The organism is Krasilnikovia cinnamomea, from assembly GCF_004217545.1.
GTDB lineage: Bacteria > Actinomycetota > Actinomycetes > Mycobacteriales > Micromonosporaceae > Actinoplanes > Actinoplanes cinnamomeus.
This window is the reverse complement of record NZ_SHKY01000001.1, coordinates 3582236-3607770: the sequence shown is the minus strand read 5'-3', so window position 1 is coordinate 3607770 and position 25535 is coordinate 3582236. Positions and strand designations below refer to the sequence as shown.

22 protein-coding genes are annotated in these 25535 nt (G+C 72.0%); 8 read left to right on the top strand and 14 right to left on the bottom strand.

The genetic code is table 11. The annotated features are described in order from the left end of the window. Nucleotides 1-124 precede the first annotated feature (124 nt). The 3 genes from EV385_RS16330 to EV385_RS16320 all read left to right on the top strand — a co-directional run bounded on the left by EV385_RS16330 (nt 125) and on the right by EV385_RS16320 (nt 4294). Nucleotides 125-1333, top strand: a complete 1209-nt coding sequence (locus tag EV385_RS16330) for a hypothetical protein (RefSeq protein ID WP_130510238.1) — start codon at nt 125-127, stop codon at nt 1331-1333. Between the two features lie 241 nt (nt 1334-1574). Then, a complete protein-coding gene (locus EV385_RS16325) occupies nt 1575-3539 on the top strand; it encodes a DEAD/DEAH box helicase (protein ID WP_130510237.1) in 1965 nt (654 codons plus the stop codon). 131 nt (nt 3540-3670) lie between these two features. Further along, the gene (locus EV385_RS16320) at nt 3671-4294 is read left to right on the top strand and encodes a putative glycolipid-binding domain-containing protein (protein WP_130510236.1); all 624 of its coding nucleotides are present in this window, start codon (nt 3671-3673) and stop codon (nt 4292-4294) included. 64 nt (nt 4295-4358) lie between these two features. Here EV385_RS16320 and cds1 read toward each other — a convergent pair whose 3' ends face one another. Both cds1 and EV385_RS16310 read right to left on the bottom strand, forming a co-directional pair. Beyond that, nucleotides 4359-5450, bottom strand: a complete 1092-nt coding sequence (gene cds1 / locus EV385_RS16315) for an L-cysteine desulfhydrase Cds1 (protein ID WP_130510235.1) — start codon at nt 5448-5450, stop codon at nt 4359-4361. A 10-nt stretch (nt 5451-5460) separates the two neighbouring features. Beyond that, the gene (locus EV385_RS16310) at nt 5461-5910 is read right to left on the bottom strand and encodes an Lrp/AsnC family transcriptional regulator (RefSeq protein ID WP_130510234.1); all 450 of its coding nucleotides are present in this window, start codon (nt 5908-5910) and stop codon (nt 5461-5463) included. Nucleotides 5911-6190: 280 nt separating this feature from the next. Between EV385_RS16310 and EV385_RS16305 the strand changes: the two genes are divergently transcribed. Next, nucleotides 6191-6463 (top strand): BldC family transcriptional regulator, encoded by a 273-nt coding sequence (locus tag EV385_RS16305; RefSeq protein WP_130510233.1) that lies wholly within the window; start codon nt 6191-6193, stop codon nt 6461-6463. Between the two features lie 50 nt (nt 6464-6513). Here the strand turns inward: EV385_RS16305 and EV385_RS16300 are convergent, their stop codons facing one another. The 3 genes from EV385_RS16300 to EV385_RS16290 form a co-directional block, all read right to left on the bottom strand. Beyond that, a complete protein-coding gene (locus EV385_RS16300) occupies nt 6514-7137 on the bottom strand; it encodes a UbiX family flavin prenyltransferase (RefSeq protein WP_130510232.1) in 624 nt (207 codons plus the stop codon). Nucleotides 7138-7284: 147 nt separating this feature from the next. Beyond that, nucleotides 7285-8256, bottom strand: a complete 972-nt coding sequence (mqnP, locus tag EV385_RS16295; RefSeq protein ID WP_130510231.1) for a menaquinone biosynthesis prenyltransferase MqnP — start codon at nt 8254-8256, stop codon at nt 7285-7287. Next, nucleotides 8253-9713 carry a menaquinone biosynthesis decarboxylase gene (locus tag EV385_RS16290; RefSeq protein ID WP_130510230.1) on the bottom strand — a complete coding sequence of 487 codons (1461 nt, stop codon included), beginning with the start codon at nt 9711-9713 and terminating at the stop codon, nt 8253-8255. Before EV385_RS16290 ends, mqnP begins: the two co-directional genes overlap by 4 nt. Before the next feature lie 160 nt (nt 9714-9873). Between EV385_RS16290 and EV385_RS16285 the strand changes: the two genes are divergently transcribed. Then, complete coding sequence (locus EV385_RS16285; RefSeq protein WP_130510229.1) at nt 9874-11484, top strand: methyl-accepting chemotaxis protein; 1611 nt, start codon at nt 9874-9876, stop codon at nt 11482-11484. Between the two features lie 6 nt (nt 11485-11490). Here EV385_RS16285 and ccsB read toward each other — a convergent pair whose 3' ends face one another. The 6 genes from ccsB to hemL are packed head-to-tail and all read right to left on the bottom strand — an operon-like array spanning nt 11491 to nt 17616. Continuing rightward, the gene (gene ccsB, locus EV385_RS16280) at nt 11491-12462 is read right to left on the bottom strand and encodes a c-type cytochrome biogenesis protein CcsB (protein ID WP_130510228.1); all 972 of its coding nucleotides are present in this window, start codon (nt 12460-12462) and stop codon (nt 11491-11493) included. Beyond that, nucleotides 12462-14087 (bottom strand): cytochrome c biogenesis protein ResB, encoded by a 1626-nt coding sequence (resB, locus tag EV385_RS16275; RefSeq protein ID WP_130510227.1) that lies wholly within the window; start codon nt 14085-14087, stop codon nt 12462-12464. Before resB ends, ccsB begins: the two co-directional genes overlap by 1 nt. Then, nucleotides 14084-15022 carry a cytochrome c biogenesis CcdA family protein gene (locus EV385_RS16270; protein ID WP_130510226.1) on the bottom strand — a complete coding sequence of 313 codons (939 nt, stop codon included), beginning with the start codon at nt 15020-15022 and terminating at the stop codon, nt 14084-14086. Before EV385_RS16270 ends, resB begins: the two co-directional genes overlap by 4 nt. Further along, on the bottom strand, nt 15022-15579 hold the full coding sequence (locus EV385_RS16265) for a TlpA family protein disulfide reductase (protein WP_130510225.1): 558 nt from the start codon (nt 15577-15579) through the stop codon (nt 15022-15024). The genes EV385_RS16270 and EV385_RS16265 overlap by 1 nt, the downstream gene beginning before the upstream one ends. 1 nt (nt 15580) lies before the next feature. Then, on the bottom strand, nt 15581-16252 hold the full coding sequence (locus tag EV385_RS16260; RefSeq protein ID WP_130513352.1) for a histidine phosphatase family protein: 672 nt from the start codon (nt 16250-16252) through the stop codon (nt 15581-15583). A 26-nt stretch (nt 16253-16278) separates the two neighbouring features. Continuing rightward, complete coding sequence (gene hemL / locus EV385_RS16255; RefSeq protein WP_130510224.1) at nt 16279-17616, bottom strand: glutamate-1-semialdehyde 2,1-aminomutase; 1338 nt, start codon at nt 17614-17616, stop codon at nt 16279-16281. A 126-nt stretch (nt 17617-17742) separates the two neighbouring features. Here hemL and EV385_RS16250 point away from each other — a divergent pair, with 126 nt between their 5' ends. Genes EV385_RS16250 through EV385_RS16240 form a run of 3 tightly spaced genes read left to right on the top strand, consistent with a single transcriptional unit; the run spans nt 17743 to nt 18838 of the window. Continuing rightward, nucleotides 17743-18081 carry an STAS domain-containing protein gene (locus EV385_RS16250; protein ID WP_130510223.1) on the top strand — a complete coding sequence of 113 codons (339 nt, stop codon included), beginning with the start codon at nt 17743-17745 and terminating at the stop codon, nt 18079-18081. A gap of 47 nt (nt 18082-18128) precedes the next feature. Then, nucleotides 18129-18509 carry a MerR family transcriptional regulator gene (locus EV385_RS16245; RefSeq protein WP_130510222.1) on the top strand — a complete coding sequence of 127 codons (381 nt, stop codon included), beginning with the start codon at nt 18129-18131 and terminating at the stop codon, nt 18507-18509. Further along, nucleotides 18491-18838, top strand: coding sequence for a thioredoxin family protein (locus EV385_RS16240; RefSeq protein ID WP_130510221.1), 348 nt, complete (start codon nt 18491-18493; stop codon nt 18836-18838). The genes EV385_RS16245 and EV385_RS16240 overlap by 19 nt, the downstream gene beginning before the upstream one ends. A 312-nt stretch (nt 18839-19150) precedes the next feature. Here the strand turns inward: EV385_RS16240 and EV385_RS16230 are convergent, their stop codons facing one another. From EV385_RS16230 to EV385_RS16220, 3 genes are all read right to left on the bottom strand, one after another. Then, complete coding sequence (locus EV385_RS16230; protein WP_130510220.1) at nt 19151-20461, bottom strand: TolB family protein; 1311 nt, start codon at nt 20459-20461, stop codon at nt 19151-19153. Nucleotides 20462-20591: 130 nt separating this feature from the next. Beyond that, on the bottom strand, nt 20592-21140 hold the full coding sequence (locus EV385_RS16225) for a response regulator (protein ID WP_130510219.1): 549 nt from the start codon (nt 21138-21140) through the stop codon (nt 20592-20594). Beyond that, a complete protein-coding gene (locus tag EV385_RS16220; protein WP_130510218.1) occupies nt 21133-25530 on the bottom strand; it encodes a HAMP domain-containing protein in 4398 nt (1465 codons plus the stop codon). Before EV385_RS16220 ends, EV385_RS16225 begins: the two co-directional genes overlap by 8 nt. Nucleotides 25531-25535: the final 5 nt, after the last annotated feature.

Sequence of the window (25535 nt, the reverse complement as noted above, 5' to 3'; positions counted from 1 at the left end):
CGTCTCCGCTTCACCTGGCGAGTCGACGCCGGGTGTGCTGACGGGCGCGGATGTGGCACGGTAAGGGTCAGCGCGCGGGGCAACGATCAGCGTCGGCGCAAGACGGCGGCGGTCGGGAGGGCACATGGACGAGCAACACGCGGCACCGGACAGCCCCGGCGGCAAGCCGGGCGCTGCGCCGACGCCCGTGGTCCGGCCCGTGTCCGCGGTCCCCGGCGCCACCGCCGCACGGGCGGCCGTACCGGGCGCGCTGCGCCTCGGCCCTGGTGACGTCGGGCTTGGCACCCGCCGGACGGCGCAGGCCACGGTCTACGGGACCAGGACCGCCGAACCCGAGCCGGGCGCCCCGGAGCCGAAGTCCCCGGAGCCGGAGCAGCCCGACATCGAACCCTCGCGTCCCGCCGAACCCGCGCAGCCCGGGCTGCCCGAGCCCTCGACGCCCGACACCCCGTCCCCGGCCGAACCGGGCCGACCCGGCGGCCCGATCGAGCCCGGCAAGCCGGCCAAACCCGCCAGGCCGGTGGAGCCGCCCGCGCCGATCGAGCCGCCGCCGAGCCCGTTCCCGGCCCCGAAGCCGCCGCAGCCGTTCCCGACCCCGGAGCCCAGGCCGGGTCCCCCGCCGACGCCGCCGGGGCCACCCCCGGCGCCGGATCCCACCCCACCGGCCCCCGTGCCGCCCGGCCCGGGCCCGTCTCCGGTCCCGCCCGGCCCCGGCCCGTCACCCGTGCCACCCGGTCCCGACCCGTGGCCCGGGCCGCCCAGCCCCGATCCCGCGCCCGGCCCGGTGCCGCCCGGCCCCAGCCCCGTGCCGGGCCCGCCGCAGCCACCGTTCCCGGCGCCGCCGGTGCTGCCCGCCGCCCCGGGACGGCCGTCGTACCCGGCGTCACCCCTGAGCGGTGGCCCGGTCTACGGCACACCCACCACGTTCGGCGTAGCCGGTACGGGCACGACCCCCGCACCGTTCGGCGCCACGGCGGCGCCGGCCAGTGCGCCGCCGGCCCCCGCGATCGGCCGTCCCGCCGCGCACCCGGAGCCGGTCGGCGTGCCCCAGCAGCGCGTGCAGGGCACGGTCTACGGCGGCCTCGGTGCGGCCGCCCCGGTCGACATGACCATGCCGGTGTCGATGAGCGCGGTGGAGAATTCCGGCTCGCTGACCGGGCACATCCTGGCCCAGGGCTGGGAGGAGTCGCCGGACAACGGCCGCCGCAGCAACCTGAAGGTCATCATCTCGATGCTCGTGGTGCTCGGCGTGCTGGTCGGGGCGAGCCTGCTCTTCCTCTTCACGGTGGGCAACGACCTCGCCGACACGATCCGCGGGGTGTTCGCCGAATAGACCACCGCCGGTTGCCATCGGCCGCCGCCCCACCTAGGCTGGCGCGGTTGGGCCGGGGTGAGTCTGCCCACTCCCGGAGCGGAATCCGCGCGGCGTCACACGCGTTGACCCGTACACTGATGGCAGTAATTGACCTGGCGCGCCCTAGGCGCGCCTCGGGCGTTCTTGCGGGCATTTCAGCGGCCGGGGATCCGGACGCGGCGGGCCAGTCGCGAGCGTGCGCCCCCGTAGAGAGGTTCTCTTGACCACTTTCGCTGATCCCAGCACGTTCCCGTCCGTCCTCGAAACCCCCACGGACACCGAAACCCCCGCGGAATCCTCCGACGAGACCCCTGCGGCCCCGGTGACCGCCACCTTCGCCGAGCTCGGCCTGCCCGCCGAGATCGTTCGCGTGCTGACCCGCGAGGGCATCACCGCGCCGTTCGAGATCCAGGCCGCGACCATTCCGGACGCGCTCGCGGGCCGTGACGTGCTCGGCCGGGGCCAGACCGGCTCCGGCAAGACCCTGGCGTTCGGCCTGCCCGTGCTGGCCCGCGTCGCGGCGGGCGGGCGCGCCAAGCCGCACCGCCCGAAGGCCCTGATCCTGGTGCCGACCCGCGAGCTGGCCATGCAGGTGGCCGATTCGCTGCTGCCGGTCGGCCGGTCCGTCGGCGTCTTCCTGAAGACCGCGGTCGGCGGCGTGCCGTACGACCGGCAGATGGACGCGCTGCGGCGCGGCGTCGAGGTGATCGTGGCCACGCCCGGCCGCCTCGGGGACCTCATCGAGCGGGGCGCCTGCCAGCTCGACGACGTCGAGATCACGGTGCTGGACGAGGCCGACCAGATGGCCGACATGGGCTTCCTGCCCGACGTCACGGAACTGCTGGCCAAGACCCCCGCCGACGCGCAGCGGCTGCTGTTCTCCGCCACTCTGGACGGTGACGTGGACACGCTGGTCCAGCGGTTCATGACCGACCCGGTCACCCACTCGACCGCCCCGGCGGAGGCCAGCGTCTCCACGATGGACCACCACTTGCTGCTGATCCCGCCGCGCGACAAGTTCTCGATCACGGCGTCGATCGCCAGCCGGGAGGGCAAGACGATCGTCTTCGCCCGTACCCAGATGGGGGTGGACCGGCTGGTCGAGCAGCTCGCGGCGGTCGGCGTCCGCGCCGGCGCGCTGCACGGCGGCAAGACCCAGCGGGTACGCACGCGCACGCTGGCCGAGTTCAAGGAAGGCCGCACGAACGTCCTGGTGGCCACTGACGTCGCCGCCCGCGGCATCCACGTCGACGGCATCTCCCTGGTGATGCACGTGGACCCGCCGAAGGACCCGAAGGACTACCTGCACCGGGCCGGGCGTACGGCCCGCGCGGGTGAGTCCGGCGCGGTCGTCACGCTGGTGCTGCCGAAGCAGCGCCGCACCACCCAGGCGATGATGACGAAGGCCGGCGTGGAGCCGGGTGAGGTTCGGGTGCGCCTGGGCGACGAGAAGCTGGCCGAGATCACCGGTGCCCGCGAGCCAAGCGGCGTGCCGGTGGTGGAGGAACCGGAGCCCCGCCGCGAGCGCGGCGACCGGCCGCGTCGCTTCGGCGACCGGGACCGCGGCGACCGCCCGCGCGGCTTCGACCGCGACCGCCCCCGCAGCTACGGGGACCGGAGTTACGGCGACCGCCCGCGCGGCTTCGGCGACCGCGACCGTAGCCACGGCGATCGGCCGCGCAGCTTCGGCGACCGCGACCGCACCCAGGGCGACCGGCCCCGCAGCTTCGGCGACCGCGACCGCACCCAGGGCGACCGGCCCCGCAGCTTCGGCGACCGCGACCGCACCCAGGGCGACCGGCCCCGCAGCTTCGGCGACCGCGACCGCACCCAGGGCGACCGGCCCCGCAGCTTCGGCGACCGCGACCGTAGCCACGGCGACCGGCCCCGCAGCTTCGGCGACGGCGAGCGCGGGCACGGCGACCGGCCCCGGGGCGAGCGCACCGGTGAGCGTGGCTTCGGCGACCGGGCGCGGTTCGGCGAGCGTCCCCGCGGCGAGCGCCCCACCGGTGACCGGGACCGTTCCTTCCCGGACCGCCCGCGGGCGGAGCGCGGGCACGGCGCCGGGCGTAACGGGGAGCGCACGGGCGGCGGGTTCCGTCGCGACGCTCCGCGCAACGACCGGCGCGAGGGTGGGCCGGGCGGCGAGCGCCGCTTCGGACCGTCCCGCACCGCCCGTCACTGACGGAGTCATCGGACGAGAACGCCGGCCGGGTGGATGCCACCCGGCCGGCGTTTCCGTGTCCACGGAGCCCGGCAAGGCGAACGCCCGGTGATCGTCGGGCGGGCGGACTGGCGGGCGGCTAACGTCCACTCATGCCGCCACTTGCTGCCTCGCTGTTCTGGGAGCGCCGCGACACCTCCGGCGTCGAGCACGCGCTCGTGGACACCCGCCTGGGCCTGTACGCGCGCGGCACCGCCGCCGCGGTCGACCCGGTCCCGTACACCTGCCGCTACGAGCTGCACACCGATCCGGGCTGGGCCAGCGCCTGGATCGACGTGGGCACCGAGGGCGCCGGCTGGGCCCGTACGCTCAAGCTCGAACTGGCCGCCGGGCGCTGGCGGGTGACCACCGCCGAGCAGGGTGACCTCGACGGCGCCCTGACCGCCGCCGGCCATGCCGGGGCCGGTCAGCCCGGCACCGAGGAGCCCGACCTGTTGTACGGCGCGTTCGACGTCGATCTGGCGGGTTCGCCACTGACCAACACCCTGCCGATCCGACGCCTGGGTCTGACGAAGGCCGAGCCCGGGGTGGCGCACCGGCTGAGCGTCGCGTGGGTGCTGGTGCCCAGCCTGGAGGTGGTGCAGGCGGACCAGATCTACACGCCGGTGGGCGGGGGGACGGTCCGGTTCGCCACGGAGACCTTCAGCGCGGATCTGACCGTGGACGACGACGGCTTCGTGACGGACTTCCCCGGGCTGGCCCACCTCATCCGCTGACTTCCCGGCCGGGACCGCGCTGACTTACCGGCCGGGACCGCGCTGACTTCCCGGCCGGGACCGCTCAGGCCGGCCAGGTGCCGTCGCGCAGGAAGCGGTCGATGACGGCGCGGGGCTCCGCCAGGTCGAGGCCCTGGGCCTGAACCCACGCGTCGGAGTAGTACGTGTCGGCGTACCGTTCGCCGCCGTCGCAGATCAGGGTGACCACGGAGCCGGTGCACCCGGCCGCGCGCATCTCGGCGATGAGCGCGAACGCCCCCCACAGGTTGGTGCCGGTGGACCCGCCGACCCGGCGGCCGAGGACGTCCGAGCCCGCGCGCATGGCGGCCAGCGACGCCGCGTCCGGCACGGGGACCATCCGGTCGACGACGGCGGGCTGGAACGACGGTTCGACGCGGGGGCGGCCGATGCCCTCGATGCGGGAGCCGCGGCCGGTGGCGACGCTCCAGTCGCCGGACAGGTACGCGGGCCAGAACGCCGATCCCTCCGGGTCCACCACGCACAGCTTGGTGGGGTACCGGCGGTACCGGGCGTAGCGGCCGATGGTGGCGCTGGTGCCGCCGGTGCCCGCGCCCACCACGACCCAGGTCGGTACGGGGTGCCGTTCGAGCTGTAGCTGGGCGAAGATCGACTCGGCGATGTTGTTGTTGCCGCGCCAGTCGGTCGCCCGCTCGGCGTACGTGAACTGGTCCATGAAGTGCCCGCCGAGGTCACCGGCGAGGCGGCGCGCCTCGGCGACCACCGTGGTCGGGTCGGTGACCAGGTGGCACTTGCCGCCCTGGAACTCGATCAGGGAGATCTTCTCGGGCGAGGTGGAGGCGGGCATCACCGCGATGAACGGCAGCCCGAGCATCCGGGCGAAGTACGCCTCGCTGACCGCGGTGGAGCCCGAGGACGCTTCGACGATCGTGGTGTGCGCGCCGATCCAGCCGTTGCACAGGGCGTACAGGAACAGGGAGCGGGCGAGGCGGTGCTTCAGCGAGCCGGTGGGGTGTGACGACTCGTCCTTGAGGTACAGGTCGATGCCCCACGCCGGGGGCAGCGGGAACGGCAGGAGGTGGGTGTCGGCGGAGCGGTTGGCGTCGGCCTCGACGCTTCCGATGGCGTCGCGGGCCCACTGGCGTGCGGCGTCATCACACCGGTCCATCTGTTGCATACCGCAGACGCTAACCCAGGCTGGGCTGTGGGCGGTTCTCCCACTTGGTGGACAGGGCGATCGCCGTCCGGGTCGAAGCCACCCCGGGCGTCCGGTTGATGCGTACGATCAGCCGCTCCAGCTCGGCGATCGAGGACACCCGGACGATGAGCTGGTACGACTCGACGCCCGCCATGAAGTAGCAGGACTCGACCTCGGGCATCTCGCGGACCGCGTTCAGCACGTCGTCGGTGTCGGCGCCGGAGTCCTCGATGATGCCGATGAGCGCCGTGACCCCCAGCCCGAGAGCATCATTGTCCACTTCGGCCCGGTACGCCCGGATCGTCCCGGCCGCCTCCAGCTTGCCGACCCGCTCGTGTACGGCCGGGGCGGAGAGGCCGACCTTGCGCGCCAGCTCCGCGTACGAGGAGCGGGCGTTGTCCCGCAGTAGGCCGATGAGGCGCAGGTCGATGGCGTCCATGGGGTCAGACCATAAACCGAGCGCCGCCCGAGTCGGCGGCGGCACCACCGTACGGGTCGGCTCAGGCCCGGCTCGCCCGGCTCCTCACCTCACGCCCGGTAGTTGCCCGGGACCGCAGAAGGGAGCCAGGATAATGATCACTGTCGCAATCGGGGCTTTTTCCGCATTTCACGGACTTGCTGATGGGGCGATGCTCTAATGGCTGTACGTCCTGATCGAGCTCGCCGACACTCACCGTGACCAACCGGCCGCTCCAGACAACGACGCCGAGGAGGGGGTTGTGGACACTGGAGATCGTCTGCTGACACCGGGCGAGGTGGCCGCTCTGTTCCGCGTCGACCCCAAGACGGTGACGCGTTGGGCCGCGGCCGGACGTATCGGCAGCATCCGTACTCCTGGTGGACACCGCCGGTTCCGCGAGTCCGAGGTGCGCGCGCTGCTGGAAGGCGACGGCGTGATCGAGGAAATGCGCGAGGACGACGCCGCCAACAAGCCCCGCAACGCCGGACCCACCAACCCCGGCGCCTACGGCCCACCCAACGGCCTGCGCTAGCGCCCCTGGGCGCCCCACTGCGGCCAGGCCGGCCGTCACCCGCTCCGCGCTCAGCGGCCGCCCAGCTCGCCGCTCCAGCGCCGGAACAGGGTGTGCGGCACCCCGGCCGCGTCCAGCACCTTGCCGGCCACGAAGTCGATCAGCTGGGCCGCGCTGGCCCGCGCCCCCGCCCCGTAGAACCCGGGGCTGGCCGGCAGCACCACCGCGCCCGCGTCGTGCAGGGCGATCAGGTGCTCCAGGTGGCTGCGGGTCACCGGGGTCTCCCGGGGCACCACGACGGTCGTGCGGCGCTCCTTGAGGTTCACTTCCGCCGCGCGCTGCAGCAGGTCCTTGGAGAGCCCGATCGAGATGCCGGCGCACGCCGCCGTGCTGGCCGGGACGACGATCATCCCGCGCGCCGGATACGAGCCGCTGCTCGGCCCGGCGGCGAGGTCGACCGCCGGCCAGTAGACGATGTCGGCCCCGGCCAGGTCGCGGCCGAGCCACGTGGCGACGTCGTCCTTCCAGTGCGCGTCGCGGACCGTCGCGCCGGTCTCGTCCAGCAGCGTCAGCCGGGCCGCCCGGGAGATGACCAGGTCGACCGCCGCACCGGCGTCCAGCAGCCCGCCGAGCACCGCCCGGGCATACGGGGTGCCCGAGGCCCCGGAGACGCCGACGATCCATGGAATCCGCACGGTCCAAGCATGCCCGCCGCCGGTTCCGATCGGGCCCGCAGGCGGCCGGGGTCACAGCGCTCAGCGCGATCGGCCGGTCGGCGCCACTTCGGGGCGCCGCTGTTTCGGGGCGCCACTGTTTCGGGGCGCCGCTGTTTCGGGGCGGCGCTATTTCGGGGCGGCTGCGACCAGGGTGGTCAGCCGGTCGGAGAGGACTAGGTCGAGCAGGGCGAACAGGAACAGGGCGATGCCGACGAACCCGTTCGCGGTGAAGAACGCCCGGTTGACCTTGGACAGGTCGGTCGGGGTGACCACGACGTGCTGGTAGACGAACGCCACGGCGGTCAGGGCCAGCCCGATCCACCAGAGCCGGCCCAGCCCGACCAGCTGGCCGAACCAGAGGAACAGCGCGAACGTCACGACGTGGGTGAGCGTGGACAGGAGCAGCGCGGCGCGCACGCCGTACCGGGCCGGGGTCGAGTGCACCCCGATCTGCCGGTCGATCTCCGCGTCCTGGCAGGCGTAGATGAGGTCGAAGCCGCCGATCCACAGGCCGACCGCGGCACCCAGCACCCAGGCCGGACCCGACCCGGCGAAGGTGCCCGTGATCGCCAGCCAGGCCCCGACCGGCGCCACGGCCTGCGCCAGCGCAAGCACGTAGTGCGGGAAGTTCGTGAACCGCTTCGCGTACGGGTAGACGATCAGCGGGAGGACCGCCAGCGGCGACAGCAGCAGGCAGAGCGGGTTGAGCAGGGCCGCCGAGGCGAACAGCAGGGCCAGGGAGATCCCGGCCCCGGTCCAGGCGGTGCGCAGGCTCACCGCGCCGGTGACGAGCTCACGGTTCTGCGTACGCGGGTTCAGGGCGTCGATCTTGCGGTCGAGGATCCGGTTGGCCGCCATGGCGAAGGTGCGCCCCGACACCATCGCCACCGTGATCAGTACGAGGTCGCGCCAGTAGATCCCGGAGCTGCGCACCGAACCGGGTGGCATGACGGCGATCAGACCCGCCGGGGCCGCCATCGCCACGAGGGCGGACAGGTATGCGAACGGCAGTGCGAACACGGAGTGCTCGATGGCCACCAACCGCAGGAAGGACCTGATCCGGCCCGGCTTCTCCGGGGTGGGGGCGACCGCCGTCATACGCCGTACTCCTTCCAGCGCTTGTCGACCAGCGCGACCACCTCGGGAGACATGGTCATCTCGTCCGGCCAGCCTCGGGTGTATCCCTCGGTCGGCAGCTTACGGGTGGCGTCGATGCCCGCCTTGCCGCCCCAGAACTGCTGGTAGGAGGCGTGGTCGAGATGGTCGACCGGGCCCTGGGTGAGCACCAGGTCACGGTCGTAGTCGACGTTGCCGAACGCGCGGAACGCCACCTCGTGGTAGTCGTGCACGTCGCAGTCGTCGTCCACCACCACGATCAGCTTGGTCAGCGACATCAGGTGCGCGCCCCAGATCGCGTTCATCACCTTCTGCGCGTGCTTCGGGTAGCGCTTGCGGATCGAGACGATCACGCAGTTGTGGAAGACCCCGGCGGCGGGCATGTCGTAGTCCACGATGTCGGGGATCATCATCCGCAGCAACGGCAGGAAGATCCGCTCGGTGGCCTTGCCCAGGCCGTGGTCCTCCTGCGGCGGCTTGGACGTGATGATGGAGTGGTAGATCGGGTCGCGCCGCATCGTCATCGCCTCGATGTGCAGCACCGGGAACGGTTCCACCGGCGTGTAGAAGCCGGTGTGGTCGCCGAACGGCCCCTCCGGCAGCCGCTCCCCCGGCTCCAGGTAGCCCTCCAGCACGATCTGCGCGTGCGCGGGCACCTGCAACGGGACCGTCAGGCAGTCGACCATCTCGACCCGCTCGCCGCGCAGGAACCCGGCGAACAGGTACTCGTCGATGTCGCTCGGCAGCGGGGCGCTGGCCGCGTAGCTCACCACCGGGTCGCAGCCGATCGCCACCGCGACCGGCAGGCGCTGCCCGAGCCGCTCGGCGACCGCGTGGTGCGCGGTCGAATCCTTGTGGATCTGCCAGTGCATGCCCAGCGTGTTGTGGGAGTGCTGCTGGAGCCGGTAAAGCCCGAGGTTGCGCTTGCCGGTCTCGGGATGCTTGGTGTGGGTCAGCCCGAAGTTGTGGAAGATGCCGCCGTCGCCGGGCCACACCTGCAGCCCGGGCAGCCGGTTCAGATCCACCTCGTCGCCCTTGAGCACCACCTCCTGGCAGGGGGCGGACTTCACCTTCTTCGGTGGGACGGACTTGAGCTGCAGCACCTTGCCCAGGCCCTCCCGGATGCCGGACCAGCCGACCGGCAGTTCGGGCTTGACCAGCGCGCCGATCCGGTCGCCGACCTCGTCCAGGGTGTCCACTCCCAGCGCCATCGCGGTGCGGCGCTCCGTGGCGAACAGGTTGATCGCGACCGGCATTTCGCCGCGGGTGGGCCGCTCGAACAGCAGCGCCGGACCGCCGGCGCGCACCGTCCGGGTCACCACCTCGCTGATCTCCAGCGTCGGATCGACCGGCACCCCGACTCGCCGCAGCTCACCCGCGCCCTCCAGGGCCGCGAGGAAACTCTGCAGATCCGGGTACGGGAAGCCACGCGCAACCATGGTCACCAGTCTCGCCTACCCGTACGACAGGACTCGCCCGGGGCACCCTGCCTGCCGGTTTCGCCGCCCCCGGCCCCTGATCCACCTGATGGAACGTGCCTCAGGTGCGGGCTGCGTGAGCCGATTCACAGCACAAGGTGCTGGTATCGGGGGATTTGCCATGGGCTTGGTCAGGAACTTGCGGGTGGGCGTCCGGCTGGGGGCGGCCTTCGGCTTGGTGGGGCTGCTGCTGGCGGTGACCGTCGGGCTGGGACTGTGGGGACAGGCGCGGATGGAGGAGGCGACCAACCGGGTCACCGAGGCCGCCGGGATCCGCTCGCACGCGCAGACCGCGAAGTTCCGCACCGCCGACTTCGCGGGCTGGCAGACCGGGTACGCGTTCGACGTCGTGCGTGGAGTGCCGAACGCGGCCGACGACACGGTGGGCCAGCGCAAGGAGTTCCTGGCGTCGACCGCGGCGTTCCGCACCGACCTGGCCGCCCTGCGCTCCGACCAGCTCACCGCCCAGGAACGCGAGACGGTAGCGAACCTGCAGAAATCGTTCGAGGCGTTCGTCCAGGTCGACCAGAAGATCATCGCCGGATACCGGGCCGGCACGCCCGCGTCGATCGCCGCGTCCAACGACCTGGCCTCGGGCGAGTCACTGGAATGGATGGCCAAGATCGTGCAGGGTGCCGACACCCTGGTGGACCAGTCCGCCAAGGCGGCCGACCAGGCCCGCGCGGACTTCACCGCGACCAGCCGCGACACCCGCCTTCTGGTGGTCGGCACGGGCGTGGTCTGCGTGCTGCTGGCCGGGGCGCTGGCGTTCCTGGTCACCCGCACGATCGTCCGGCCGCTGGGCCGCATGGTCGCCGCGATGCGCCAGGTCGCGGACAAGGACCTCACGGTCCGGGTCGGGCTGACGGGCCGCGATGAACTGGCCGAGCTCGGCCGCGCGGTCGACACCACGCTGGACGCGCTGAGCGCCTCGTTCGCGGTGATCAGCGCCGACACCACCACCGTCGCCGACGCGGCCGGTCAGCTCGCCCAGGTGTCGGCGCATCTGGGCGGCGCGGCCACCGAGACCTCCGCGCAGTCCGATCAGGTCGCCTCCGCCTCCGAGGAGGTGTCCCGCAACGTGCAGACCGTGGCCACGGGCACCGAGGAGATGACCGCCGCGATCGCCGAGATCTCGGGCAGTGCGACCGAGGCGGCCCGGGTCGCCGCGTCGGGGGTCGACGGTGCCCGCGAGGCGTCCCGGGTGATCGCCAAACTCGGTGCGAGCAGCGCCGAGATCGGCACGGTCATCAAGCTGATCACCGAGATCGCGGAGCAGACGAACCTCCTGGCACTCAACGCCACGATCGAAGCCGCTCGCGCCGGCGAGTCCGGCAAGGGGTTCGCCGTGGTGGCCGGCGAGGTCAAGGACCTCGCGCAGGCGACGGCGAAGGCCACCGACGACATCTCGCTGCTGGTGCAGACCATCCAGCAGGACACCGCCGCCGCGGGCACGGCGATCGCCCGGGTCGACGACATCATCAACCGGATCAACGACTACTCGGTCACCATCGCCGGGGCGGTGGAGGAGCAGACGGCCACCACTCAGGAGATGAGCCGCGGGGTGGGCGAGGCGGCGTCCGGATCGGCGCAGATCGCGGAGAACATCTCCGGGGTGGCGCTCGCCGCGCAAACCACCTCGGCCGGGTCCGAGCAGGCGCACCAGACCGCGGAGGAACTCACCCGGGTGGCCGACCGGCTGCGCGGCGAGGTCAGCCAGTTCCGCACCTGAGGCGGGTCAGCCGGCGTCGGCGTACGAGTGCAGGCCCGCGAAGAACAGGTTCACCCCGAACAGGTTCATCAGCATGGTCGCGAAGCCCAGCAGCGCGATCCAGGTGGCCGTGGTGCGCTTCACGCTCGGCGTCGCGCGGGCATGCAGGTAGCAGGCGTACACGACCCAGGAGATGAACGCCCACACCTCCTTGGGGTCCCAGCCCCAGTACCGGCCCCAGGACGCCTCGGCCCACAGCGGACCCGCGATCAACGCGCCGAAGGTGAACAGCGGGAACGCGAACGCGTGCAGCCGGAACGTCAGCCGCTCCAAGGTGGCCGCGGCGGGCACCCGCCGGCCCAACGAGTACGGGAATGAGCGCTTGCCCCCGTCGTGACCCGTCTTGATGAGGAACATCGCCGCCGGCACCGCGCCGAACAGGAAGATGCCCGAGGCCAGGATGATCGTCGCCACGTGAATGATGAACCAGTACGAGTTCAGCGCGGGCACAAGCGGCCCCACCGGCGTGTACGCGATCAGCCCGGCCGCGCCCAGCAGCACCACGAGGGCCAGCGTGACGAAGAGGCCGAGATGGCGGATGGCGGGCTTGCGGCTGAGCACGCCCAGCCACACGACCGCCCCGACGAACGTGACCGACAGGATGAACTCGTACATGTTGCCCCACGGCATCCGGTCTGCCGCGACCCCGCGCGTGACCAGGGTGCCCAGGTGGGCGGCGAGCGCCAGCGCCGTGATCGCCACCGCGATCCGGCCGAACAGCACCCCACGGTCCCGGCGCGCACCGGGCTCGGCCCCCTCGGCCCCGGCTCCCGCTTCCGCCACGGGCGCACCCGCCCCGACCAGCTGCCGGGCGGGTCGGCTGGCGGCTCGGCCGATGTGGCTGCGGTTGCCGAACGAGTACTCGGCGGCGTGGCACACCATCGCCGCCAGGTACGCCAGCACCGCGACCACCATGAGCTGATTCGACAACTCGGCCATCACGCCGTCCCTCCGCTCTGGACCGGCCGCCCGGCCGCCTGGGTGAGCTGCTCGAACTCGGCACCGAAGCCGGGATAGTCCGTACGCGGCAGGCCACCGGCCTCCACCACGCTACCGTCGGCCGGGCCCGCGCCACCGGGCAGGGGCGAAACCCGGAACCAGACCCGGCGCCGGTGCCCGGCCAGCGACAACATCAGCCCGAGCAGGCCCAGCACCGCTCCCACCAGCACCAGCGACTGGGTGGGGTCGTAGCGCACCGACAGCGTGATGAACTGCCGGGTGCCGAGAAACTCCAGCTTCGTGCCGTCGTCCAGGGTCCAGCTCTCGCCGGGCTTGAGCCGCTGCGGGCGCTCCCCGCCGACCCGCTTCAGCTTGCCCGTGTCGATCTGCGCGCGGTCCAGCGCGTACACCGAGCCGGGGATGCCCGCGTCCACCCCGAGATTTCCCCGGTACGCGGTGAGGAACAGCGCCGGGTCGCGCTCCGCCGGGAACGCGGAGGCGGCGCCGCCGTTCGCGTCGACCGTGGGCAGGTACACGCCCTCGAAGCCGACCTGCAGGTTCTCGGCGCGCTTGTTCGTGCGCGGGTCGACGTTGGCGTCCGGGAACGTGGCGACGCCCTCGCTGGTCAGCATGCCGTCACGGGGCAGGAACGGGAACACGTTCGTCTGCTGCTGGCCGTACCGGTCGGTGTAGCGCAGCACCGGGGCGTAGCCGTGGCCGAGCAGGTACACGTTGGCGTGGCGCAGCCGCAGCGGGTCGTTGACCGCGAACGAGCGGGCCGAGGTGTGGCCGTCCTGCTCCACGGCGACCGTGGCCCGGAACGACTTCGGCTGGCCGTTCGGCTGGTAGTCGGCGGCGAAGGCGGTGAGCTGGAGGCAGAAGTCCGGCAGGTCGGCCGCGTCGACCCGGGGCCCCAGCGCCGAGTCGTCGAACTGGGTCACGGAGTTGCAGAACCCCGTGTCGGCGCCCTCCACGAGCAGGCGGTTGCCGTACCAGCCGTACCAGGATCCGAAGCCCACGCCGACCAGCACGGCCAGCAGGGCGAGGTGGAACAGCAGGTTGCCGGTCTCCTTGAGGTAGCCCTTCTCGGCGGAGACCGTCACCACGCCGTCGGGATGCTCGCGGACCACCGTACGGAACCGGCGGCGGCGCAGCGTCGCCGCGATCGCGGCGGCCGTCGCGGCCGGGTCGGCCGCCTCCTCGGCGGGCGTGGCGTGCTGCGGCAGCCGGTCCAGGCGGCGGGGCGCGTCCGGCGGCACGGTACGCAGCGCGCGCAGGTGCTCCACGAGGCGGGGCACCACGCAGCCGACCAGGGAGGTGAACAGCAGCAGGTAGATGGCGGCGAACCAGGGCGCTGCGTACACGTCGAAGCCGCCGAGGCGGTCCAGAACCGGGGCGAGCTGGGGATGCGCGGCGAAGAACGCCGCGACCTGCCCCCGGTCCACCGGGCGCTGGGGCAGCACCGAGCCGGGTACCGCGGCCACGGCCAGCAGGAAGAGCAGCATCAGCGCCGTACGCATGCTGGTGAGCTGCCGCCACGAGTTGCGCAGCAGAACCCACACCGGGTTGGGCCGGCGTGGCGGTGGCGCGGCCGAAGGCGCGGGCCGTTGTTCGACGGCGGTCACAGCAGCGTCCCCGCGTCGAAGTTGAACGTGGTCTGCAGCCAGATGAGGAAGTCGTTCCACCCGCCGGTGACCAGCACCAGGCCGACCACGATGAGCAGGGCACCGCCGATCCGGGTCACCCACTGGCTGTGGCGGCGCACCGCGGCGAACACCCCAAGCAGCCGCCGGAAGAACAGCCCGAACAGCACGAACGGCAGCCCCAGCCCGAGGCTGTACGCCAGGGCGAGCACCACCGCGCGGTCCGTCTGCCCGCTCCTGGTCGCCAGCCCGAGCACCGCGCCCAGGGTGGGACCGGTGCACGGCATCCAGGACAGCCCGAAGAGCGCGCCGAGCACCGGGGCCCCGATCAGCCCGGCCGCGGGCAGCCGGTGGATGCGCACCTCCCGCTGCAGGCCCGGGACCAGCCCGAGGAACGCCAGGCCCAGCACGATGACCAGTACCCCGAGCACGATGTCCAAGGTGCGCTTGTGCGCCAGCATGGTCAGGCCGATGTTGGCGACCAGCGTCGCCAGCAGGGTGAAGACCGCCGCGAAGCCGAGCACGAACAACACCGTGCCGATCAGTACGCGACCCCGGCCGGTCAGCCGCGCGGGCCGGTCCGGCGCCGCGACGGCGACGCCGCCTCGCTCGACCGCGACCGCGCCTGCCTGGGAAACTCCGGCCCCGCCCGACGGGGAGACTCTGGCCGCGCCTGGCTGGGAGACTCCGGCCCCGCCTGGCTGGGAGACTCCGGCCGCGTCGGTGGGCGGCTTCGCGGCGACGCCGAGGGCCGCGTCCAGGTCGGCGCCGGCCAGGCCGGTCACGTAGGACAGGTAGCCCGGCATCAGCGGGAGCACGCACGGCGACAGGAAGCTGACCAGGCCCGCGAGCGCGGCCGCGCCGATCGCCAGCAACATCGGACCGCTGGCGGCCGCGTCGGCGAAGGCGTCGCCCATCAGCCCGTCCCCTCCGCCGCGACGCGCTCGACCAGCGGGCGCAGCTCGGCGACCGTGGTGGCCCGCCGCAGCGCCACCGCGATCCGGCCCTGGCGGTCCAGGATCAGGGTCGACGGGGTGCTGACCTGGGTGACGTCGAAGTTCAGCGCGACCTTGCCGTCGGGATCGTAGACGCTGGGGTAGCTCACCCGGCCGCGCTCGAAGGCCAGCGCCGCGTCGCGGCCGTCCCGCGAGTTCACCCCGATGAAGCTGACGCCCTTGTCCTTCGTCGCCGTGTACGTCTGCTCCAGGTCGTCGGCCTCGGCCCGGCACGGGCTGCACCACGATCCCCAGAAGTTGACCACCACGACCTTGCCCCGGTCCTGGGAGACGTCGTATTTGCCGCCGTCGAGCAGCTCGCCGGTCACCTCGCGGGCGGCGGGCCGCTGCTCGGCGGTGCACTCGATGACGCCCTGCGGGCTGGTCGTGCACTTCTTTTCCCAGCTCTGCTCGCCACAGCCGGTCAGCGCCACCGCGGCGAGGGCGGCGACGGCCAGGAGGCCCGCGAACTGGCGCACGTCAGGCGCCCTTGGCGTTCCGGGCGCCCGGGGACATCGCGACCAGGTGGGCGGCGGGCTCGCGGTAGTCGATGCCGACCACCTTGGCGCCCTCGAACCGGAACGACGTGATGCTGGCCAGCCCGCACTGGCGGCGGCGCGGGTCGTGCCAGAGGCGCTTGTCCTCCACGTACCGGCGCAGGGTCCAGATCGGCAGCTGGTGCGAGACGCAGACGGCCTCGTGGCCCTCGGCCGCGACCCGGGCGGCCTGCAACGCCGCGAACATGCGCTGGGCGATGACGATGTACGCCTCACCCCAGGACGGGGTGACCGGGTTGCGCAGGACCCACCAGTTGCGCGGGTCGCGCAGCGCGCCGTCGCCCACGGAGACCTGCTTGCCCTCGAAGAAGTTGCTGCTCTCGATGAGCCGGGTGTCCTTGGCGATCTCCAGGCCGTACTGGGCCGCGATCGGCTCGGCGGTCTCCTGGGCGCGCTCCAGCGGGCTCGCCACGACGTGCGTGACGTCGCGGTCGGCCAGCGCCTCGGCGTCGGCCTTGGCCATCTGGCGGCCGAGTTCCGAGAGGTGGAAGTCGGGCAGGCGGCCGTACAGGATCTTGGCGGGGTTGTACACCTCGCCGTGCCGCACGACGTGCACGGTCGTCCGGGTCTCGGTCAAGCTGTGCTCGCCCGGCATGGACTCGTGGCCCCCGCTTCGCTCGCTCATGCCCCGCCTCCCGCTGCCGCGGCCGCCTGGGCCGCGGGCGGCAGCGCCGTGGCGATCTGCTCCAGCGCCTCGTCGTCCAGCGCGGTGGAGACGAACCACGACTCGAACGCGCTCGGCGGCAGGTAGACCCCGCGGGCCAGCAGCGCGTGGAAGAACGCCCGGAACGCGACGGCGTCCTGGGTCTTCGCCGTCTCGTAGTCGGTGACCTCGGCGGGAGTGAAGAAGACCGAGAACATGTTGCCCGCGTACGACAGGCGGTGGGGCACGCCCGCGGCGGTCAGCGCCTCAGCGGCGAGGCGGCCCACGGTGTCGGCCAGCGCGTCGAGGCGCCGGTAGGTGGCATCGTCCGCCAGCCGCAGGGAGGCCAGCCCGGCCGCGCAGGCCAGCGGGTTACCCGACAGGGTGCCGGCCTGGTAGACGGGACCGGCCGGGGCGAGCCGGGACATGATCTCGGCCCGGCCACCGAACGCGGCCGCCGGCAGGCCGCCGCCCATCACCTTCCCGTACGTGAAAAGGTCGGCGTCGACCGGGTCGAGGGCGGCCCAGCCGCCCCGGGAGACCCGGAAGCCGGTCATCACCTCGTCGACGACGAGCAGCGCGCCGTGGGCGTGGGCCAGCTCGGCGAGGCGCTGGTTGAAGCCCTTGCGCGGAGCGACGACGCCCATGTTCCCGGGCGCCGCCTCGGTGATCACCGCCGCGATCTCGGCGCCGCCCGCCGCGAAGGCCGCCTCGACCGCGGCCTCGTCGTTGTACGGCAGCACGATCGTCTCGCCCGCCGCCGCGCCGGTGACCCCGGGCGAATCGGGCAGCCCGAGCGTCGCCACCCCGGAACCGGCGGCGGCCAGCAGCGCGTCCACGTGGCCGTGGTAGCAGCCCGCGAACTTGATGATCTTGGACTTCCCGGTGTACCCCCGGGCCAGCCGGATCGCGGTCATGGTGGCCTCGGTGCCCGAGTTGACCAGGCGGACCTGCTCCACCGGGGTACGCCGGACGATCTCCTCGGCCAGCGCCACCTCGCCGGCCGTCGGCGTGCCGAAGCTGGTGCCGTGGGCCGCCGCGGCCTGCACCGCCCCCACGATCTCGGGGTGCGCGTGGCCGTGGATCAGCGGGCCCCAGGAGCAGACCAGGTCCACATACCGGCGGCCGTCCGCGTCGAACAGCCAGGGACCCTGCCCGCGCTCCATGAAGCGGGGCATGCCGCCGACCGCCCGGAACGCGCGCACGGGCGAATTCACCCCGCCCGGCACGATGGCGCGGGCGCGGTCGAACAGGGCCTGGGAGGCCGGGGCGTCATCCGGGTACGGACGCGCGTCGGCTCGGTATGAGGTGGTCACAGCGGAACCATTCTGTCAGCGCCCTCCGACATCCGTCCGCCCAGCCCCGGGGCGAGGTTGTGCACATCACCAGAGCGCCGTCGCGCCGACGGGCCGCCGTACAGCCCAGACGATAGGCTGGCCCGCGTGGAGCGGCCGGAGCTTTCCATCGCGGTCCAGCGCGCCCCCGACGAGGTCGTCTTCCACCTCGCCGGGGAGATCGACGTGCTCACCGTGACCCGCCTGTCGACCATGGTGAACGACGAGCTGGCCGACCCGCCCGCCCGGATCGTCCTCGACCTGGCCGGGGTGACGTTCTGCGACTCGCAGGGTCTGGGCACCCTGGTCGTGCTCAGCCGCAAGGCCCAGCACGCCCGCGCCGTACTGTCCCTGGCCAACGTCGGCGACTTCCTGCTGCGCGTCCTCGACATCACCGGCCTGCGCAGCGCCCTCATGATCAGCAGCGCCCAGCAGCCCTTGCCTTGACGCCGGTGTGAGGGCCTAGCGTCGCCGGTGACGAAGGGGCTTTCGCGATGCTGATCGGTGAGTTGGCCGAGCGGGCCGGTACGAGCGCCCGCACGCTGCGGTACTACGAGGAGCAGGGCCTGGTCCGCGCGGACCGGGACCCCCACGGCTACCGACGGTACGAGGAGTCGGAGCTGCGCGTGGTGCGCGAGATCCGCACCCTGCTCGACGCCGGTTTCGCGCTCGACGAGATCCGCCCGTTCGTCGCCTGCCTGCGCGCCGGGAACGCCTCGGGGCACGTCTGCCCGGACTCCGTGGCGGTGCTCCGGCGCAAGATCGCCGAGGTGGACGCCTACCTCGGCCGGCTCACGCAGGTACGCGGGCGGCTGCGCCAGCAGCTCGCCGAGGCCATCGCGCAACGGGAGGAACAGTGTCCGAGGCTTCGCTGACCACGGTCACCGACGCGACGTTCGCCGAGCTGGTGCTGGCCGAGACCCGGCCGGTCGTGGTGGACTTCTGGGCGACGTGGTGCCCGCCGTGCCGCCCGATGGCGCGCACCCTGGCCGAGCTGGCCACCGAGTTCGGCGATCGGATCGTCATCGCCACCATCGACGCCGACGCGAGCCCGGAGGCGGTCCGCACGTACCGGGTGCTGTCCATGCCGACGCTGCTGTTCTTCCGGCACGGCGTGGTCACCGGGTCGATCGTCGGCGCCCGCCCGAAGTCGTACCTGCGCAACGCCCTGCAGGACCGCACCGCACCGTACGCGAACCGCTGATCGGAGTGCGCATTCTGGCGACGTAGAAGGCCGCCGCGTTCGCCGAGCCGACACTGCGCAGCCGCGACGCCATCCACCTCGCCACGGCCCAGGTTCTCGCCAGCGAATCCGGGACGGCGCTCATCGCCTTCGTCACGTACGCCCGCGACTGCTCGAAAGCGCCAAGACGGCCGGCCTGCCGGTGGCAAGTCCGGGCCAGAACTGACCGGGATCCCCATGCCTACCCCGCCCGGAGCGCGGGGGCGGCCACCGCGTGGTCGAGACACGCGATAACCACCCCCGACTACCGGCCAGCCGCCCCGGTCCCGGCTGCTACTGCAGGCCCGAGCGGACGAACACCCAAGGGGTGAACCAGTTGTTCTGCGACATCCCGAACGCCCGGTAGGTGACGACCGCGACGCTCCGGCCGTCCGCACTCATCGACGCACCGGGGCACTCGGCCGGGCCGGTGCCGTCATCCTCGTCACAGACCAGGGTGGCCTCGCCGCTGGCCAGCTTGAGGCGCACCGCCGTCCGGAAGCCCTCCTTCGTGTTGCCGGCCGGGCGGGTCAGGAACGTCAGGATCTGGCCGTTCGCGCTCAGCGACGGCCCGACGCTGCGTTCGGGGTACGCCGCCGTGGCGTTCACGGTCGTGCCCGCGGCGAGGTCGCGCACGAAAACGTCGGCGGCCCCGTCCGTGTCGCCCGGTACGAGCTCCGCCGAGTCGGAGGAGAAGGCGACGTGCCGGCCGTGCGCGCTCAGCGCCACGTCGAGGTAGATGCCCATCGGATCAATGAACGCGCCCGCCACCTGCTTGCCGTCCGGGCCGACGCTGGCCCGCACGGTGGTGCCGCTGTCGAGGTCGCGGACGAACAGGTCGACCTGACGATTGGTGTCGCCGGGCACCAGGTTGTCGGCGTTCGAGTAGAACGCGACGTGCCGCCCGTCGGCGCTGATCGTCGGGACCTGGCTCCACCAGTTCGCCCGGCCGCCGTCGGCGGCGACGCTGATCTTCTGAGTGGTGCCGGCGACCAGGTCGCGCACGAAGATGTCGTACTCCTTGGTGTCGCCGGGCACCAGGTTGCCCGCCAACGACTGGAAGGCGACGTAGCGACCGTTGGCGCTGATCGAGGGATTACCGCTCATGCTGTCCGCCTGGGCGCCGTCAGCGCCGACGCTGACCCGCTGGGTGGTGCCCTCGACCAGGTCGCGGACGAACACGTCGGGCTCCCCGTTCGTGTCGCCGGGAACCAGGTTGGTGGACCTCGACTCGAACGCGACGTAACGCCCGTCGCCGCTGATCGTGGCCAGCTGCGAATAGTCGTGGCCGTTCGCCTCGGCACCGCTGTCGGCCAGGTTCGCCCGCACCGTCTTGCCGGTGGTCAGGTTCCGGACGAAAACGTCCGGGCGGCCGTTGGTGTCGTCGGGCACCAGGTTGGACGCGTACGACTCGAAGAGAACCGCACGGCCGTCGCCGCTGCTCACCACGTTCCAGCTGCGGTCCCAGGCCAGCACTCCCGTGTCCGAAACGCTCACCGGCGCGAAGGGCGTTTCCGCCGCCGCCATGGCGGGGTTCGCTCCCAGCACCAGTGCCGCCAATGCCGCCCCGCCCGACGCGGCCACCCGCCAACGCCGGACGTTCATGTTCGTAGTCAACGCTGTGCCTTTCCTTTTCACTCTCCGGGATCAGCCCGGCCCAGCGCGACTGTACATAGACCGTCATAACTGACGATCGTGGAGGGATTTCCCCTGGTCACTGTGGACCCGGCGGCCGCTACTGGCCCCAGCGGGCCTTTTCCAGGAGGTCCAGGGCGTCGGCGGCGGCATCCGGCCCACCCGAGCGCAGCACGCGCGCCGCCTCGTCGACCAGCTCGGTCAGCCGGGTCCACTGCGCGTCCCGCTCCCGGGTCGCCTCGGCCTGCGCCTTCAGCAGCTGATTCTTGGTCCACAGCTCGACGAAGATAGAGACCTTGGCGCGCAGCACCCACGGGTCGAACGGCTTGGTCAGGTAGTCCACCGCGCCGACCGCGTACCCGCGCAGGGCCAGCTGCGCGTCGCGGTCGGCGGCCGTGAGGAACAGGATCGGTACGTGCCGGGTCCGCTCCCGCCGCTTGATGTGGCTGGCCGTCTCGAAGCCGTCCATGTTGGGCATCTGGGCGTCCAGCAGGATGACCGCGAAGTCGTCCACGAGCAGTTGCTTGAGGGCCGCCTCCCCGCTCTCCACCGCCACGGCCTGCACGGGCAGGCCCTGCAAGATGGCCTCCAACGCCATCAGGTTGTCGCGACGGTCGTCGACCAGCAGTGCCTTGGCGCGCTCAGCCACGCTCACTCTCCGTCTCGGCGGCGGTCACCCACCGCGCCATCAGTTCGATGAGCTCGTCCAGGTCCACCGGCTTGGTGATGTAGTCGGTGGCGCCCGCGGCGAGGGCCGACTCCCGGTCGCCCGGCATCGCCTTCGCCGTCAGGAAGATTACCGGCAGGTCCGCGAAGCGCTGGTTGCGCCGGATGCCGCGGGTGGTCTCGTACCCGTCCTGGTCCGGCATCATCGCGTCCATCAGGACGATGTCGACCTCCGGGTGCTCGGCCAGCTGCCGTACGCCGTCCACCCCGTTGTCGGAGTACAACACGTGCAGGCCGTGCAGCTCCAACGCGCTGGTCAGGGCGAACACGTTGCGCACGTCGTCGTCGACGATGAGCACCGTGGCGCCGTCGAGCTGGCGGCTGGCCGGTGACACCGGATGCGGATCGGTCTCCGCCAGTACGGGCATCTCCAGCAACGGGATGTCCAGCGGCGGGGGCACCGGCCGGGCGACCGTCGGCGCGGCGGTCAGGGCCGGCAGCGACGCCGGTGCCGGGATGCTGGCCGAGACGATCGCGTCGGGGATGTAGAGCGTGAACGTGGAGCCCTCCCCGGGCACCGAGGAGACCACGATCGTGCCGCCGAGCAGGGCCGCGAACTCCCGGCTGATGGACAGGCCCAGGCCGGTGCCGCCGTACTTGCGGGTGGTGGTGCCGTCGGCCTGCTGGAACGGCTCGAAGATGAGCGCCAGCTTCTCGTCGGAGATGCCGATGCCGGTGTCGGCGACCGAGAACGCCACCACCTGCCGGGCCGCCATCAGCGAGGCCATGTCGAAGTCCGTGTCGTCCGGGGCGGGGGCGATGGTCAGCGTCACCGCACCGGAGTCGGTGAACTTCACCGCGTTGGACAGCAGGTTGCGCAGGATCTGCTGCAGCCGCTGCGGATCGGTGATCAGCGACGGCGGCAGCTCCGGCGAGACGTCGACGAAGAAGTCCAGGCCCTTCTCGTCCGCCTGCGGCCGGAACGCCTGGTCCACATAGCCGCTGATGTACTCGAAGTCGACCACGTCCGGCTCGACGTTCATCCGGCCCGCCTCGATCTTCGACAGGTCGAGGATGTCGTCGATCAGCGACAGCAGGTCCGAGCCGGCGCTGTAGATGGTCCGGGCGAACTCGATCTGCTTCTCGGACAGGTTCTGTTCCGGGTTGTCCGCCAGCAGCCGGGCCAGCAGCAGCAGCGAGTTCAGCGGCGTACGCAGCTCGTGGCTCATGTTCGCCAGGAACTCCGACTTGTACGCCGAGGCCCGCGACAGCTGCTGCGCCTTCTCCTCCAGACCCCGCCGGGCCAGTTCGATCTCCCGGTTCTTCGTCTCGATGTTGCCCTTCTGCTCGCTGAGCAGTTGCGCCTTGTCCTCCAGCTCAGCGTTCGTACGCTGCAGCTCCGCCGATTGTTCCTGCAGCTCCCGGGCCAGCCGCTGGGACTGGGCCAGCAGTTCCTCGGTGCGGCGGTTCGCCTGGATGGTGTTGAGCGCGATGCCGATCGTGGCGACCAGCCGCTCCAGGAACGTCAGGTGCAGCCCGGAGAACGCGGCCACCGACGCGAACTCGATGACCCCGAGCATCTCCCCCTCGAACAGCACCGGCAGCACCACGAGGTCGTTGGGCGGCATGGCCAGCAGCCCGGAACGCATGGTGAGGGCGCCGTCGAAGGTGGCCCGCACGCGCACCGCGCGCCGCGACACCGCGGCCTGGCCGACCAGCCCCTCGCCGGGACCGAACGTCACCTCGTGATCGCGGGCCACATATCCGTACGCGGCGGCCAGCCGCAGCCGCATCACCGCCTCCTCCTCGTCGACGAGGAAGAACGCGCCGAGTTGCGCGTCCACCAGCGGGGTCACCTCGGTCATGATCATGCGGCAGACCTCGCCGGGGTCGCGCTGGCCCTGCAGCAGGCCGCCGATGCGGGCCAGGTTGGAGTCGAGCCAGCCCTGCTCCGCGTTCGCCTTGGTGGTCTCGCGCAGCGTGACGATCATCTGGTTGATGTTGTCCTTGAGCTCCGCCACCTCGCCCTGCGCCTCGACCGCGATGCTCTGGGTCAGGTCGCCGCGGGTCACGGACGTGGACACCTCGGCGATGGCGCGCAGCTGGGTGGTCAGCGTCGAGGCGAGCTGGTTGACGTTGTCCGTCAAGTCCCGCCACGTACCCGAAACGCCCTTGACCTGGGCCTGGCCGCCCAGCTTGCCCTCGATGCCGACCTCGCGGGCCACCCGGGTGACCTCGCCCGCGAACGAGGAGAGCTGGTCGACCATCGTGTTGACCGTGGACTTGAGCTCGAGGATCTCGCCGCGCGCGTCGACCGTGATCTTCTGCGACAGGTCACCCTTGGCCACGGCCGTGGTCACCGACGCGATGTTGCGGACCTGGGCGGTCAGGTTCGACGCCATGTAGTTGACGTTGTCGGTCAGGTCGCGCCACGTACCGGCGACGCCGGACACCTGGGCCTGGCCGCCCAGCTTGCCCTCGGAGCCGACCTCGCGGGCCACCCGGGTCACCTCGTCGGCGAACGACGACAGCTGGTCCACCATCGTGTTGACGGTCGACTTGAGCTCCAGGATCTCGCCCTGGGCATCGACGGTGATCTTCTGCGACAGGTCACCCTTCGCCACCGCCGTGGTCACCGACGCGATGTTGCGGACCTGGGCGGTCAGGTTCGAGGCCATCGAGTTGACGTTGTCGGTGAGGTCGCGCCACGTACCCGCGACGCCGCGCACCTGGGCCTGGCCGCCCAGCTTGCCTTCCGTGCCCACCTCGCGGGCCACCCGGGTCACCTCGTCGGCGAACGACGACAGCTGGTCCACCATGGTGTTCACGGTCGACTTCAGGGCGAGGATCTCGCCACGGGCATCAACCGTGATCTTCTGGGACAGGTCGCCCTTGGCCACCGCCGTGGAGACCTGGGCGATGTTGCGGACCTGGTCGGTGAGGTTGGACGCCATCGAGTTGACGTTGTCGGTCAGGTCGCGCCACGTACCCGCGACGCCGCGCACCTGGGCCTGGCCGCCCAGCTTGCCCTCCGTGCCCACCTCGCGGGCCACCCGGGTCACCTCGTCGGCGAAGCTCGACAGCTGATCGACCATCGTGTTGACCGTGTTCTTCAGCTCCGCGATCTCGCCACGGGCGTCCACAGTGATCTTCTGGGACAGGTCGCCACGGGCCACGGCCGTGGAGACCTGGGAGATGTTGCGGACCTGGTCGGTGAGGTTCGCGGCGAGCTGGTTGACGTTCTCGGTGAGGTCGCGCCACGTGCCGGAGACGCCGCGCACCTGGGCCTGGCCACCGAGACGGCCCTCCGTGCCCACCTCGCGGGCCACCCGGGTCACCTCGTCGGCGAACGACGACAGCTGATCCACCATCGTGTTGACCGTGTCCTTGAGCTCCAGGATCTCGCCCTGGGCCGCCACGGTGATCTTCTGCGACAGATCGCCCTTGGCCACCGCCGTGGAGACCTGGGCGATGTTGCGGACCTGGGCGGTCAGGTTCGACGCCATCGAGTTCACCGAGTCGGTGAGGTCCTTCCACGTACCCGCCACGTTCGGCACCTCGGCCTGGCCGCCGAGCTTGCCCTCCGTGCCCACCTCGCGGGCCACCCGGGTGACCTGCTCGGCGAACAGGCGCAGGGTGTCGGTCAGCGCGTTCATCGTGTCGGAGAGCTCGGCCACCTCGCCGCGGGCCGACACCGTGATCCGCTGCGACAGGTCGCCACGGGCCATCGCGGTCGCCACCTGCGAGATCGACCGGACCTGGTGGGTCAGGTTCGACGCCATCGTGTTGACGGAGTCGGTCAGGTCCTTCCACGTGCCCGCCACGCCGCGCACGTCCGCCTGGCCGCCCAGCTCACCCTCGGTGCCCACCTCGCGGGCCACCCGGGTCACCTCGTCGGCGAACGACGACAGCTGGTCCACCATCGTGTTCACCGTGCGGCCGATGCGCAGGAACTCACCCCGCAGGGGTCGGCCGTCCATCTCGAGTGCCATGTGCTGCGAGAGGTCGCCGTCGGCCACGGCGACGATGACGCGGGAGATCTCGGTGGTGGGGCGGGCCAGGTCGTCGATCAGCGAGTTCACCGAACGCACCGTGTCCGCCCAGGCGCCGTCGAGCCCCTCCTCGTCGAGGCGTTCGGTCAGCCGGCCGTCGCGGCCGACGATGCGGCCGATCCGGCGTACGTCCATGTTCTGCCGCTCCTGCAGCGACACGACCTCGTTGAACGCGTCCGCGACCTCGCCCGCCGTGCCGGAACGGCGGGGCAGGCGCACCTTCAGATCGCCGCGCCGGACCCGGCGTAGGGCCTCGGCCAACTCGCCGAGCAGGGCGGTCTCGTCGGGCGTGCCGGCGGTGAGCTGCTTGGCCACTGTCATGCTGT